The organism is Neobacillus niacini, from assembly GCF_019749295.1.
Classification (GTDB): domain Bacteria; phylum Bacillota; class Bacilli; order Bacillales; family Cytobacillaceae; genus Neobacillus; species Neobacillus niacini_D.
Genome location: NZ_JACWFG010000004.1, coordinates 91,040 through 104,937, shown reverse-complemented (window position 1 = coordinate 104,937; position 13,898 = coordinate 91,040). Strand labels below are relative to the sequence as shown.

The window sequence follows — 13,898 nt, the reverse complement described above, 5'->3', positions numbered from 1 at the left end:
GCTAGTGTATGCTTGACCATTTGGATAAGCTTAGATAAATGACCTAGTTCAGGAATTTCTCTCATAAAAAAAGGCATCTCAATAAAATGAGAGAGCCTATTTCCTTATTTCGCACCATCCTTGGATATTTCTCCGCATCCAATCCTGCCGCCAGAATCCCCTTCAGGCTCGGTCATACCATCATCTTTTTCTTCATGAATAATGATTGTGGTCCCATCCTTCGGAAAAAGCGACTTCTTCCCATCTTTTAACGTTACATTCGCTGCCATTAATTCTCCCTTTACAGTCCCGTCATCCTTTACAATGATATTCGGAAGATCACCTGCATGCGAACCTTCCGGATGCAAAAGACCATGCTTCTTATCATCTGGATTAAGATGTTCGCCAGCAGATTTGAAATCCGGCTTCGTACATTTTCCCTTATCATGAATATGAAGGGCATGCTCCCCCGGGGGAAGATTTTTTAATTCTAACTTGACTTTTACTCCACTAGATACCTCTTGAAGAGTGACGTTTCCAATTGAATTGCCTTTATCATTTACCATCTTTACATCTAGTTTTGTAATTTCTTTCTCTAAACAACCTGTCAGCAGGATTAGTGGAATGATCATCCAAACTCTTTTCATTTATATCCCCCTAAAATAGACATTTTTGTCATAGTATCAACGATAAGGGAAAATATTATGTAAAAAAAAGAAACAGCTTAATGTTCGCTGTTTCCTTGGCTATTGTTTTGAGATAGTAACTTTTCTTCAAGTTCCTTCGCTTTTTTGGCTTCACGCTTTGAGACCTTGATTATTAACCTCATAGTTAGAAGGGCGCCTATCACAAAAATAGTAAAAGTAATTGCCGCTGGACCATATTCCGATTTATCCTCAGGAAAGTATAAAAATAACGATAATACAAATGGCTGAAACATTTTTTTCTCCCTTTCTTTAAAGGAATGTCACTAATATATAATTATAGCAACAAAAATTTATTTCTGCCATTAAATGAATTCTTCTGGTTACTTCAACACTTTAAAGTCTTTGATCAAAATATCTTCTTCTGGTTTGTCTTTACTATCAACAGGTGCCTCAGCAATTTTGTCTACAATATCCATTCCCTCAACCACTTGTCCAAAAACAGTGTGGCGTTGGTCTAGCCAAGGTGTGCCGCCTCTCTCTTCATAGGCCTCAATAACTTCTTTTGGAAATCCTGCCTTTTCCATTTCTGGTTTCATTGACGGGTCTACTGATTTTTTCTGCACAATAAAGAATTGACTGCCGTTCGTATTTGACCCTGAATTTGCCATTGATAATGCTCCACGTAAATTATAAAGATTGGTTGAAAATTCATCCTCAAATGGAACACCATAAATACTTTCTCCACCGGTTCCATCCCCGTTCGGGTCACCGCCCTGTATCATGAAGTCATTAATTACCCGATGAAAGATAAGTCCATCGTAATATCCGTCCTCACCATGCGTCACAAAATTTTCTACAGCTTTTGGAGCATATTCGGGGAATAATTTAATCTTTATGTTTCCCATGGTTGTTTCTATTTCAACGAGTTTCTCATTTTCAGAAACTTCATTTGAAAGTTGAGGATAAACTGCGTTTGCCACTTGATCGCTCCCTTCCTTTTCCTCAGTTTTCTGTGCAGAGCTCTTAGGAGCTGCTTCCTCTTTCTCTTTGCTTGTCCCACATCCAGTTAAGACAAGAAATCCAATCATAAGTACGATTAAAAATGGCCATTTCTTTCTCATTTATCATCCCTCCATTTTATTAATTTAACCGATATTTTTGTTTTTTGCATCTTGTTTTTTATATAATGAGAGAAGTTAGTGGAGGAGGGAACATGATGTCAGAATTACAGATTGGCGAAATCGTTACCGGAATTTATAAAACAGGAAAATATATTGGGGAAATAACCGAGGTTCGCCCCCAGCATTATTTAGTCAGAGTTCTAGCCGTTCTCAAACATCCAATGCAGGGCGACTTACATAATCCAAAGGAAGCCGATGTACAGATTTTTCATGAAAGAAAAGCCCTTTCCTATCGAGAGCAGACCAATATTCCTAAGCAAATGGTAAAGCCTTTTAATGAGGAAGTACCTGACTACCTTGATTCCTTAAGACTAGCAGTTGGTAAGATGAAATCCGAACTTACAGAGAACGGAACCTCTTGGGCGGACATGAGTTTAAAAAGTCTTGCATCTCTTGAAAAAGATTATTTCAAATAAACAATAAAAGGCCAAATCAGTTTGAGTGATTTGGCCTTTTATGCAAATTCATTTAATAGCTTTGAAAAATCAATGCGGTCACCAATGGTTGTTGGTTTGGGCTTTTCTAAATAGCGTTTATCCTTTTCAACCAGCCGGAATATATTGTAAGTAGTCAGTGCATCATCCAGTGCCCTGTGATGTTTTCCAGTTCCTTCTTTACCATATTCCTGGACTGCCTTCCATAATCCCGTTTGATTTTGATCCCCAAAAAACCGTTTATATTCCATTGATAAATCCAACTCTGCGGCTTTGAACGGAAATGCCACACCTGCCTCTAAACAATTGTGCCTCAGTACCTTCATATCCATATTTCCCCAAGTGACGATGGTCGTTTCATACTGATTATTGAATTCACCTAACTTTCGAATGAGTTCATAAAATGAAATTCCCTGGTCAACCTGCTGCTGTGAAATATGTAAAAATGATTTACAGCGTTCAGTTAGTTTTGGGAATTTAAGTGGTGTAACATAGGATGAGAATTGCTCTGTAATTTGATCATCAACAACTGCCACGAGTCCAACCTCAATAATTTCTGCGTAAAAATCTTTCATCCGGACGTTTCGTTCAGGCATTGTAAATTCAAAATCAATAAAGATAGTTTGTCTCTTTTCCTTCATTTTTTCACCACCTTTTTCAGGTTTCTTACTACCATTATATAAAGAAACCTGTACAAAGTATTGTACTAATTCTCTATATTTCTTATATTATATCACGAAATTGACACAAATTTTTTAAATATTTTATCAATTGAATCAAAAAAAAGATGGAAAAACTCCCATCTCACCTTTCTCTTACTTTTTCAATTTAATCACTGCGATTGTACATCTTGAGACACAAATAAGACGGTCTTGTTCATCCGTAATTTTGATATCCCAAACCATTGTGGTCTTTCCTTTATGGAGGATTGTCCCTACTGCCGTGACAGTTCCCTCTGTGATAGGCCTAACATGATTGGCATTAATTTCTAATCCGGCAGCACCTTCTGTTTCTTTATCTACCAATTCAAATGCCCCAATACTTGCGACTGTTTCTGCTAATGCTACCGACGCACCGCCATGTAACAATCCAAATGGCTGGCGAGTCCTTTCATCGACAGGCATTGTCGCAATCACTTTTCCAGCTTCTAAATGAGTTATTTCAATACCTAACGTTTCAATTAGAGTGTTTTGTATCATTTCCTTCTCCTTTCAAACTCAATAGTTGATATCCCTTATATTCTATTTGTTAGTGGATTTTCCCTTTAACCAAAAAGAAAAAACAGCCTTGAAAGCTGTTTTTTACAACTAACTAATAATAAAAAGGTGCACCGTATCCAGGGTAACCATATACTGGAGGGCCATAAGCAGGATAACCATAAAATGGGCGTGGATAACCATAAAATGGCCGAGGATAAATTAAAGCACTTCCTAATAATCCTCCTACTAAACCACCCAAAAATGGCAGCCCAAAGCCAATAAAACGCTGATTATGTTTAGGATACGGATTTCGATAATAATACATGCAGCCAAACCTCCTATTCGCTATACTTGCCTACACTACTTCATATGCGAGTTAAGAAGATATGGGTTGGGCAATTTCAAAACCAGAAGCGCCCGTTTAACGTTATAACCTCGTACTTGAAAGACAAATCTCCTTATCATCATTTGTGATTTGTCCTTCATCCCCCTGCTTAAGGACAAATCCTCTCTCCTGACTTTGAGATTTGTCCTTCATCCCCCTGCTTAAGGACAAATCCTCTCTCCAGGCTTTGAGATTTGTCCTTCATCGCCCTGCTTAAGGACAAATCCTCTCTCCAGGCTTTGAGATTTGTCCTTCATCTCCCTCCTTAAGGACAAATCCTTTCTCCAGACTTTGAGATTTGTCCTTCATAACCCTTCTTAAGGACAAATCCTTTCTCCAGGCTTTGAGATTTGTCCTTAAGACCCCTGCTTAAGGACAAATCCTTTCTCCAGGCTTTGAGATTTGTCCTTAAGACCCCTGCTTAAGGACAAATCCTCTTTCCAGCTGTGAGATTTGTCCTTAAGACCCCTGCTTAAGGACAAATCCTTTCTCCAGACTTTGAGATTTGTCCTTAAGACCCCCTGCTTAAGGACAAATCCTCTCTCCCTACTTTGAGATTTGTCCTTCACACCCATTTCTAGAAAAAGAAAAACACAGCAGAAGGTACTTATTCGCTGTGTTTCATGGTTGCATCTATTATTACTTTATCGGTTCGAATCGTTCCACAAATAAAGCTAGTGTACGGGTCATTACACCGGTCGCTCCTGCAGGACCAAGATCGTGTTCTCTAGAAGTTGTAGAAGTCCCTGCAATATCTAGATGCACCCAAGGAGTCCCCTCAGTAAATTCCCCAATAAAAGCACCTGCTACAATGGCGTGACCTTCACTTCCTGGAGAGTTATTTAAATCTGCCACTTTACTATTTCTTACTCGTTCTTTGTCTTTCTCAAACAATGGCAGCTGCCAGATTGGCTCACCAGCCTCCATAGAAGCTTCTAAGACTTGTTCATACAATGTTTCGTGATTTGTCATTGCACCAGTAGTATGTAGTCCCAGAGCAGTAATGACGCCTCCTGTTAACGTGGCTACATCCACTAAATACTCAGCACCATGGTGCTTTGCATATGTCACAGCGTCCGCTAACACAAGTCTGCCTTCAGCGTCTGTATTTAACACTTCGATCGTTTTACCGCTCATAGCGGTAATAACATCGTCCGGCTTAAAAGCATTACCTGAAATCATATTATCTGTTGAAGGGATAACAGCGACAACATTTTGCTCTGGTCTTAATTCACCGATGATTTCCATTGCACCCAGTACAGCAGCAGCACCGCCCATGTCACTCTTCATCCCTACAATACCAGCCTTCGTTTTGATGGAATAGCCGCCAGTATCAAAAGTGATACCTTTACCTACTAATCCAATAACATCCTGCCATTGTTCTTTACCTTGATACTTTAATACAATCATTTTCGGCGGTTCTGTTGACCCTTGGTTAACGGCGAGGAACGCTCCCATTCCAAGCTTTTCAATCTCTTCCTTATCGAGAATTTCAACTTCAAAGCTATATTTGGCAGCGAGCTCGAGGGCATAATTTGCCATGTCCTTTGCTGTCAACAGGTTACCTGGAATATTCACAAGAGTACGAGCAGAGTTTGTCCCTTTTCCAAAAGCATGCCCTACCGTAAGAGAAGCCTTAATATCCTCTAAATCATAGTTTTCACTATAAACCGTTACTTGTTCTACCTTTTTTTCTGGTTCATTTGATTTTTGTTTGTAGCCATTAAACTGATAGGTAGAAAGTGCGAAGGCCTCACTTACTGCATGTGCCGCTTCTAATTCATCTACTTTCTCTGAAGTAAAGGAATCTAAAAAAACAGCAATTTCTTGAAGTTTGCTGCCTTTAACAGCTTTAAATACCTTACCTAATGCCTCACTGAGCTTTTCAAAGCTAAATTCCTTTTCCTTACCAAGACCAACAAACCAAATTCTTTTAGATCCGATTTTTCCAAAACTATGTACTTTGTTAATATTTTTATACTTGGCTGAAATATCACCAGCTTTAACAAGTTCCGTTAATTGACCTTCGAATTGTTTATCCAAATTCTCTAATGGACCGCTAAACTTCTCAGACTTATCAAAGACCCCAACAATTAAACCTTCATGTGCGCTCGAGAAGTCCATTTCTTTTTTTACATCAAACATGTCTCCACCTCCAAATTTATTACTTTTTCATTATATCGAAAAAATAAATATATTTCGACTTTCTAAGTATTCTACCTTCTTACAATAAGGCTCTGTTATTATTCATTGTTGAGTTTCGTGTAGGGTTGAGAATTCATAGGCGGAGAATTTCCGGCTATTGTTTATAGAGGAGCCTTTAGAAACAGAGTTAAGCGGAGATATTCCGCTTAACTGCTTTAAATAAGACCAATTCCAAGGATTTGAATACAATAAGCGGAAAACCTCCGCCTATTTTTAAGGAAATATGGGTATTTCCCAATTTAAACGGAAAACCTCCGCTTATTTTCCAAACACAGTGAAATCAACATTCAGTTTTAACAGAGCTTACAATAAAAATAGCAGGCTCAATGCCTGCATTATTTCCTCTCAGAACCGATATACTGCTGCCGAAAAACCTGCATGGATTTGTCCTCATTTAGTGCCTGTAACTCTGATTCGGTTAGTTTTCCGTTTCCTTGTTCAATCACATATACTTCAATTTCTTTTTTACCCCACTTGTTATAGACATCCTCAACCGTCTCGTAATAAAGATCGACTTTATCTCCCTTTATCGCTCCGCCTTTATCAGCTACAACTCCATACCCATACCCTGGAATAAACAGAATGGTACCAATGGGGAAAACCGATAAGTCTGCAGCTACGGTCGAATATAAATCCCGTTTCACTTTTACACCTGAGTAAGTAATACCGTACTCTGGGTGGCTTTCATTTTTACCTGTTGATTCATATCCTGCTGTATATCCTGTTGCTACTACTGTTTTCTTTGGATACTTAGACCAATCGAAGGCATCCTCTAACGGAAGTGGTTTCTTGGCATTTACTTCGCCCGAAGCAGCGTGCGCCTCTAATTGCACCATATTTGTAATTAACACTTTAATATCTATACCTGTTATTGATTGCAGAGTCACTAATATGGCCAGCAGGAAAAGAACGGTCATGGCAAAACGCTTTGTCCAATTTTTGATGTTATTCATTAAAATTTTCACTCCTCCCAAAATATTCATTTCCCAACCAGCACGGAAATATTCTAAAAAGGAGTAAAAACCATTTTTTAAAATAAAAAAAGACCTTTTCACAAGGAAAAAGCCTTAAAACATTTGATATCCATTTTTCCGTAAAAGTTTAATTGTAATTCCGGCTGCAATGGCGCCTGCTAACCCGCTTAGCAAGATGAGAATATCAGCTGTTGCAAGTGAGCTTAGTTTTTGTCCGAGCTCCAGAAATGCCGCCTTACTATTTGTAATGTATTCAATGAACTTAACTTTATCTACGATAAAAATAGCAATAATCGGATATATGATTGCCATGATCCAAGACATTCTTAAAAGCATATTTAGAATAAATCCAATTCCAAAAAACAATACAAAAAATAACAAAATCGAAATAATTAATACAACAATGCTCATCTGCATGGAAATACCTCCTTTACACATCACTAAATAGTTTACTTAATGTCCATGAGGGAGTCAATCCTTACACACCAGTTTGTTGTTATCCTATTATGAGAAAAATTGCAAAAAAATAGCTTCCCGAATTTTTCTCGAGGAAGCATGGCTCTAGTTCAATTTGGAAGATTTCATTAATACTCTTCTTTTTTCTTTCCAGTGCCCTCGCAGCAAGAACATGTTTCGGACCCCCCAAGCAGTAATTGAAAGTATCCAGTGCCAGAACAGTAATCACAATTTTTAGTATCTAAGCTAGTTGTTTTCATTCGAATCAGCTCCTTAAAATGTTATTTAAATTTTCTGATAATATATCAAGAATCTGACAGAAAGAAAAGGACGAAATTCAACCAAAAACAAGCAGGAAAACGGATACATGTTAAGTTTTCTTTCATTTCCTGAACGTCACTTAAATTTTCTAAAAATTAAAAAAATAATTTGTAAGCACTGTATTTAAATTGATCACCAGGATTTAATCCATCACAAGCTGGCTTGGCAATAGTATCACCTTGATTGATCAGGTAGTGCAGCATGATTGATGCATCTTTTTCTTCGAGTAGTGCTTCAGGTGCCATAAACCTTGCCTCATATAGCTCATTTTCCTGGTGTTGGATTCCCATTTCATCCAGGGGTTCAAGTAAAAAGACGAGTAAATTATCACTAATCTCATTAGAAATAACCCCTGTTCGGAGACCAATCAATCCCGTTACAACACAATCTAGACCTGTTTCTTCCTTTACCTCCCTAATCGCTGCTTCATCGGCGGTCTCTCCCTCTTCAACGAAACCAGCAGGAATGGACCACTTTCCTTTCAATCCGCCATATCGCTTCTTAACCACCAGCCAATGACCTTCAGATGATATGACTACTCCTCCAACCGCTAACCAGACCTTGCCTCTTTTCTCTCTATTACTCATAACAACCCCTCCATACATAAAGGCTTTAAATCTATAGTATCAAAAAAAGGACAGATATAGATATCTGCCCCTTTTAAAAAAGTTATTATTAGAAAACGTTAAATTTACCTTTTTTCAAGACTAGTCCTGCGCCGCCGATCATGAATAAAGAACGATTATCGACAACTTTTTTCATAAAGGATGCTTTTGCACCAGTTACTTTTTTGCCAAATACAACACCAATGGCATCATCGTGACCTAGTGAACATACTGTTCCTTTATTATCAAATGTGAAGGTTTCAAGGTCTGTCTTATTTCGGATTAATGCTGCTACGTTACGTGCAACAACTTCCCCCTGCTGCATCGCAATTTGAGCAGTTGGCGGATAAGGACGGTTGATTTCTTCATTGATTACTAGTGAACTATCACCAATGATAAAGACATCATCAAATCCTGGTACACGAAGGTCAGGCTGTACTTTCACACGGCCTCTCATCGCTTCAAAGCCTGATTTTTCAATAATTGAATTACCGCGTACGCCAGCGGCCCAAACAACTGTTTCCGCCTTAATTTCACGCGGCTCTTCTTCACCTTTTGCTACGATGATTCCCTCAGGTGTACATTCTTTAATTGCTGTTCCAATTAAGAATTCTACCCCTTTACGCTCAAGCTGTGATACAGCATAGTTCACAAGCTCTGGGTCAAATCCTGGGAGAACGGTTGGTGCTGCTTCTACACAAAGAATTTTTACTTTGTGTGGATCAACATCGTATTCACGGCAAAGCTCAGGTACTCGATTGGTTAATTCACCTAAGAACTCAATACCTGTAAAGCCTGCACCGCCTACAACAATAACCAAACGATTATCATTCTTTTCTTCTTCCATATTATAAGTAGCAAATTGATACTCAATATGCTCACGTAATTGACGTGAAGAATTTACATTCGTAATCCCAAAAGCATATTCTTTTAACCCTTTAATTCCAAAGGTTTCTGGTTCTCCGCCAAGAGCGATAACGAGGTAATCATATTCGACTTCGCTTTTTTCTAGGATTACCTTTTTCTCTTCTTTCTTGATTTCTACAACAGTATCCTGTACGAAATCAACTTTGCTGCTATCAATAACATCGCGAATGTCATAACGTACACGGTCATGATGAAGTGTGCCTGCAGAAGCCTCATGCAGCCATGTAGTTTCATAGTGATAATCATTTTTATTAATTAATACAATATCCGCTTCATTGACTCCCACAAGCTTTTGCAACCTTACAGTTGTCATAAGCCCGCCATACCCCGCACCAACAATAACTATTTTTGGCTTTTTCAAAGTGATCACTTCCACCTTTTTTATTTTGAGTAAAATACTTGTTCTTATCTTCCTCAGCTTTTATGTTTTTTATTTTGTTAATTATATTGTAATGAGGAAAAAAGTATGTGATATAATTCACGTATGAGGACACAAAATATTTCTTTTTTTGTCACAAAACTTTAACATCTATCCTCAATACATATTATGCTAAACTCTTCACATTTTCAAGTGGTTTATATGATTATTTTTTTGAAAAATTGTATGAAATTTTTTAATCCTCGCAATCTGAATATTTCCCAAAAGTTGTGAGGATTTGGTGGTTTTGTGATATTATAAGGAATGGAGTCTGTTATTACATAAGTTGGGGGGATACACGGTGCAAGAAGATCAAAAAATTTATGACATAACTATTATCGGGGGCGGTCCTACCGGTCTATTTACTGCATTTTATGGCGGTATGAGACAAGCTTCAGTAAAAATCATTGAAAGCTTACCACAATTAGGCGGTCAGTTATCGGCACTTTACCCGGAAAAATACATTTATGATGTTGCTGGATTTCCCAAAGTCCGCGCACAAGAATTAATTGATAACTTAAAGGAACAAATGGCAAAGTTCTCTCCGGCCATTGCTTTAGAGCAATCTGTAGAGAAGTTGGAAAAGCAAGAGGATGGTACGTTCAAATTAACAACAAACAGTGAAGTTCACTATTCAAAAACAGTAATTATTACTGCAGGAAATGGTGCATTCCAGCCACGCCGATTAGAGCTTGAAAGCGCTGCACAATATGAGCGTAAAAACCTGCATTACTTCATTGATGACCTTAATAAATTTGCTGGTCAAAAAGTTGTCGTTTTTGGCGGCGGTGATTCAGCAGTGGACTGGGCATTAATGTTAGAGCCTATCGCGAAAGAAGTAACGATTGTACATCGCAGAGATAAGTTCAGAGCCCATGAACATAGTGTTGAGAACCTGCATAATTCAAAGGTTAATGTAAAAACGCCTTTTGTACCTGCTGAATTGATTGGTGATGACAGTGGTATTAAGCAAGTCGTTCTTACTGGTGTTAATGGAGAAAATAGAGAAGCCATTGATGTAGATGCAGTTATTTGTAACTATGGTTTTGTTTCCTCACTTGGTCCGATTAAGGAATGGGGCCTGCAAATCGAAAAGAACTCGATTGTGGTTAACTCTAAAATGGAAACAGCGATACCTGGAATCTACGCAGCTGGAGATATTTGCACATATGATGGCAAAGTTAAATTAATTGCCTGTGGATTTGGTGAAGCACCTACGGCCGTTAACAATGCAAAAGCATTTATTGATCCAAAAGCAAAAATTCAGCCGCTTCATAGTTCATCAATGTTTGGTAAGTAATAAATAAAGGCGCCCTCGAGGCGCCTTTACTTATTAACATTCTTCCGGTGTACCCGTTGCTGTTGCTGTTCTAAATGAAGAGCCGCAGCCGCATGATGCAATTGCGTTTGGATTGTCGATGGTAAATCCGCCGCCCATCATCGATTGCTTATAATCAATTTTTGTACCATTTAGGATAGCTGCATCCTCTTTAGCTACAAGAATTTGTATGTCATGCTGAGCAAAATGGAGATCCTCTTCTTTCACTTCATGATCAAATCCCATTCCATATGATAAACCACTGCAGCCGCCGCCTTTTACACTAACTCGTAATAGGGCACCTTCTTCTTCATTGTGCTTCATCATTTCTTTTATTTGAAGAGCCGCAGCTTCCGTTAAAATTACTACTTCATTACTCATTTATTTTTTCCTCCTTTTTTGAAGGTTCTACTTCTAGTATATACACTGTATCTTCATGACTCAACTAATTCGTTTCTTATGAGTATTATATGATAAAAAACAATAGGGAAGCGGTACACGCCCCCTATAGCTTATTATATATTAGAACATTGGATTCTCATCTATGTGCTGGTAAATATGTTCCACCAATTCATCAGGTGTACTGCCTGTTACGACTTCACCGTTTACAAGTGCATAAAGGGTGGAAGCACATTTCCCGCAATAGCCAAGACATCCATATTCAATGATATCAAGATTGGGGTCTTTTTCTAACTTCTCAAGTGCTTTTTGAGCACCACTAGCAAGATTACTGATACAAAATTCAATAATTGGCTTAAACATGGCTATCACCTCTCCATAACATATTATCTTACTATTTTTTTTTAGACACGTCAATTATCATGTGTTAGTGGAATCTGTCAATAATAATGTCAAATGTGTTGTTATTTTGTCATATTTCAGCTATACTCTTAATGGATTTAAACGCTATATTACAATTATATTCATCTTAAAACCTAGCTTGCCTAGGTCACATATTCTATGTAAGAGTAAAGACATAATTACTGGTTTACAAAGGGGAAATATATAATGAAAAACCTTGTAATTCTCGGTGGCGGATACGGCGGAATGAAGATATTGAGTGAACTTCTTCCAAACCATTTACCTGAGGATATACGAATTACACTTGTTGATCGTGTGCCATACCATTGTTTGAAAACGGAGTATTATGCCTTGGCGGCAGGGACTGTTTCAGATAAGGAGCTGCGTGTTTCCTTTCCAGAGCACCCTCAATTAGAAATTAAATACGGAGAAGTGACAGGAATTGAAAAGAACAATAAAAAGGTTTTGCTTAAAGATTCAGAGCCAATAAGCTATGATGACTTAATCATTGGTCTAGGCTGCGAGGACAAGTATCATGGTGTACCAGGAGCTGATCAATATACCTACAGCATACAAAGTATTGAAAAATCCCGCAGGACATACTCTGTTCTAAACAATTTAGGTCCTGGATCTGTTGTTGGTATTGTTGGAGCAGGCCTAAGTGGTGTAGAGCTGGCAAGTGAACTAAGCGAGAGCCGCGGAGATCTTAAAATCAAACTATTTGATCGCGGCAAGCACATTCTTCCTGCCTTCCCTGATCGCTTAAGTAAATATGTTGAAAATTGGTTTCATAAAAATAATGTTGAAATCATTAATAACTCTAATATCACAAAAGTTGAAGAAAAATTGCTGTACAACCATGATGAGCCCGTCTCGTGTGATGTGGTCGTTTGGACCGCTGGTATCCAGGCGAATAAGGTTGTTCGTGAATTAGGGGAAGAAATGGACCGCTCCGGCAGGCTTATTATCACGCCTCGTCATCATTTACCAAATGATGAGAATGTTTTTATTCTAGGAGATTGTGCTAGTCTTCCACATGCCCCAAGTGCTCAGTTAGCGGAGGGACAAGCGGAGCAGATTGTTGAAGTGTTGAAAAAGCGTTGGAATGGCGAGGAACCGCCAACAGAATTCCCGACTATTAAACTAAAAGGTGTCCTTGGCTCTCTTGGTAAGAAACATGGCTTTGGAATGATGGCAGACAGAGCCATTACAGGTCGAGTTGCCCGACTTCTAAAATCTGGAGTTCTTTGGCTCTACAAATACCATAACGGATGATAAAAAAGCATTCCAGCCTAAAACTGGAATGCCTTTTTATATGGATTTGTATCCATATTTTTCCATCTCGCTGAAAATTGTTTTGAGTCGCGGGTTTCCTTCTCCAACAATCTTATCTTTAATCACAACAACGGGATAAAATAAATCCTCTTCAATCACTCTTTTTGCAAAGTTCTCTTTTTTACTTTCATTTGGTGGTTGATATATGTCAACATAAATCATCTTGAATGGCTGCTCCGGAAATTTCCTTGCAATAGCTGCCTGAAGCCATTCAAATGTTTCCTTTGACGAAGGTAAATTAACACAGCTCGGGCATAACTGTTCTGCACCATAAAGGATAATTTCAACTGTAGAATTTGTCATTCCTTCTCCTGCCTTTTTCTTTTATTTTACATCATTCAAACTATTAAACACACAAATATGGTTGTAAATGTGCGAATTCCCATTTCATGAGAATGGATTTTTACCCTCAATGACATTATAATATAAGTAGGAAAGGAGACGATATAATATGGCAGAACAAGAAGTGCAAGAAATGTTTGAGCAAGTTCAGGAAGTATTAGATAAATTACGTCCGTTTCTCCTTCGCGATGGCGGGGATTGTGAATTAGTTGATGTTGAGGATGGTATTGTTAAACTCCGTTTACTTGGCGCATGCGGCAGCTGCCCAAGCTCAACCATTACCCTAAAAGCAGGAATCGAAAGAGCACTATTAGAAGAGGTTCCTGGAGTAGTCGAAGTAGAGCAAGTATTTTAATAAACAAAAAAGGCGA

At 38.3% G+C, this 13,898-nt stretch carries 19 protein-coding genes; 4 read left to right on the top strand and 15 right to left on the bottom strand.

Annotated features, from left to right (window positions below; all coding sequences use genetic code 11):
* Positions 1-104: 104 nt before the first annotated feature.
* From H0184_RS08140 to H0184_RS08130, 3 genes are all read right to left on the bottom strand, one after another.
* Positions 105-626: a superoxide dismutase family protein gene (locus H0184_RS08140; RefSeq protein WP_221823258.1), complete on the bottom strand. Its 522-nt coding sequence runs from the start codon at positions 624-626 to the stop codon at positions 105-107.
* Positions 627-703: 77 nt separating this feature from the next.
* Entirely contained in the window at positions 704-919 is a 216-nt protein-coding gene (locus H0184_RS08135) for a hypothetical protein (protein WP_221823257.1), read from the bottom strand.
* An 87-nt stretch (positions 920-1,006) separates the two neighbouring features.
* Positions 1,007-1,747, bottom strand: coding sequence for a peptidylprolyl isomerase (locus H0184_RS08130; protein ID WP_221823256.1), 741 nt, complete (start codon positions 1,745-1,747; stop codon positions 1,007-1,009).
* A gap of 95 nt (positions 1,748-1,842) precedes the next feature.
* Here H0184_RS08130 and kapB point away from each other — a divergent pair, with 95 nt between their 5' ends.
* Complete coding sequence (kapB, locus tag H0184_RS08125; RefSeq protein WP_221823255.1) at positions 1,843-2,223, top strand: kinase-associated lipoprotein KapB; 381 nt, start codon at positions 1,843-1,845, stop codon at positions 2,221-2,223.
* 38 nt (positions 2,224-2,261) lie between these two features.
* Here kapB and kapD read toward each other — a convergent pair whose 3' ends face one another.
* The 9 genes from kapD to H0184_RS08080 all read right to left on the bottom strand — a co-directional run bounded on the left by kapD (position 2,262) and on the right by H0184_RS08080 (position 9,674).
* Positions 2,262-2,882 (bottom strand): 3'-5' exonuclease KapD, encoded by a 621-nt coding sequence (gene kapD / locus H0184_RS08120; RefSeq protein WP_221823254.1) that lies wholly within the window; start codon positions 2,880-2,882, stop codon positions 2,262-2,264.
* 174 nt (positions 2,883-3,056) lie between these two features.
* Positions 3,057-3,440 carry a hotdog fold thioesterase gene (locus H0184_RS08115; RefSeq protein WP_221823253.1) on the bottom strand — a complete coding sequence of 128 codons (384 nt, stop codon included), beginning with the start codon at positions 3,438-3,440 and terminating at the stop codon, positions 3,057-3,059.
* 112 nt (positions 3,441-3,552) lie between these two features.
* A complete protein-coding gene (locus tag H0184_RS08110; protein ID WP_221823251.1) occupies positions 3,553-3,765 on the bottom strand; it encodes a hypothetical protein in 213 nt (70 codons plus the stop codon).
* Positions 3,766-4,464: 699 nt separating this feature from the next.
* Complete coding sequence (locus H0184_RS08105) at positions 4,465-5,970, bottom strand: leucyl aminopeptidase (protein WP_221823250.1); 1,506 nt, start codon at positions 5,968-5,970, stop codon at positions 4,465-4,467.
* A gap of 395 nt (positions 5,971-6,365) precedes the next feature.
* On the bottom strand, positions 6,366-6,983 hold the full coding sequence (locus H0184_RS08100) for a 3D domain-containing protein (RefSeq protein WP_221823249.1): 618 nt from the start codon (positions 6,981-6,983) through the stop codon (positions 6,366-6,368).
* Between the two features lie 114 nt (positions 6,984-7,097).
* Positions 7,098-7,421: a YuiB family protein gene (locus H0184_RS08095; RefSeq protein ID WP_221823248.1), complete on the bottom strand. Its 324-nt coding sequence runs from the start codon at positions 7,419-7,421 to the stop codon at positions 7,098-7,100.
* A 167-nt stretch (positions 7,422-7,588) separates the two neighbouring features.
* Entirely contained in the window at positions 7,589-7,720 is a 132-nt protein-coding gene (locus H0184_RS08090; protein WP_221823247.1) for a YuiA family protein, read from the bottom strand.
* Positions 7,721-7,876: 156 nt separating this feature from the next.
* Positions 7,877-8,368: an NUDIX hydrolase gene (locus H0184_RS08085; protein WP_221823246.1), complete on the bottom strand. Its 492-nt coding sequence runs from the start codon at positions 8,366-8,368 to the stop codon at positions 7,877-7,879.
* A gap of 88 nt (positions 8,369-8,456) precedes the next feature.
* Entirely contained in the window at positions 8,457-9,674 is a 1,218-nt protein-coding gene (locus H0184_RS08080; RefSeq protein ID WP_221823244.1) for an NAD(P)/FAD-dependent oxidoreductase, read from the bottom strand.
* A 358-nt stretch (positions 9,675-10,032) separates the two neighbouring features.
* Here H0184_RS08080 and H0184_RS08075 point away from each other — a divergent pair, with 358 nt between their 5' ends.
* On the top strand, positions 10,033-11,031 hold the full coding sequence (locus tag H0184_RS08075; protein ID WP_221823242.1) for an NAD(P)/FAD-dependent oxidoreductase: 999 nt from the start codon (positions 10,033-10,035) through the stop codon (positions 11,029-11,031).
* 33 nt (positions 11,032-11,064) lie between these two features.
* Here H0184_RS08075 and H0184_RS08070 read toward each other — a convergent pair whose 3' ends face one another.
* On the bottom strand, positions 11,065-11,430 hold the full coding sequence (locus H0184_RS08070; protein ID WP_221823241.1) for a HesB/IscA family protein: 366 nt from the start codon (positions 11,428-11,430) through the stop codon (positions 11,065-11,067).
* A gap of 141 nt (positions 11,431-11,571) precedes the next feature.
* On the bottom strand, positions 11,572-11,811 hold the full coding sequence (locus H0184_RS08065; protein WP_221823240.1) for a YuzB family protein: 240 nt from the start codon (positions 11,809-11,811) through the stop codon (positions 11,572-11,574).
* A 246-nt stretch (positions 11,812-12,057) separates the two neighbouring features.
* Here H0184_RS08065 and H0184_RS08060 point away from each other — a divergent pair, with 246 nt between their 5' ends.
* On the top strand, positions 12,058-13,125 hold the full coding sequence (locus H0184_RS08060) for an NAD(P)/FAD-dependent oxidoreductase (RefSeq protein WP_221823239.1): 1,068 nt from the start codon (positions 12,058-12,060) through the stop codon (positions 13,123-13,125).
* 36 nt (positions 13,126-13,161) lie between these two features.
* Here the strand turns inward: H0184_RS08060 and H0184_RS08055 are convergent, their stop codons facing one another.
* Positions 13,162-13,488, bottom strand: a complete 327-nt coding sequence (locus tag H0184_RS08055; RefSeq protein ID WP_221823238.1) for a YuzD family protein — start codon at positions 13,486-13,488, stop codon at positions 13,162-13,164.
* A gap of 148 nt (positions 13,489-13,636) precedes the next feature.
* Between H0184_RS08055 and H0184_RS08050 the strand changes: the two genes are divergently transcribed.
* The gene (locus tag H0184_RS08050) at positions 13,637-13,882 is read left to right on the top strand and encodes a NifU family protein (RefSeq protein ID WP_081954428.1); all 246 of its coding nucleotides are present in this window, start codon (positions 13,637-13,639) and stop codon (positions 13,880-13,882) included.
* Positions 13,883-13,898 lie beyond the last annotated feature (16 nt).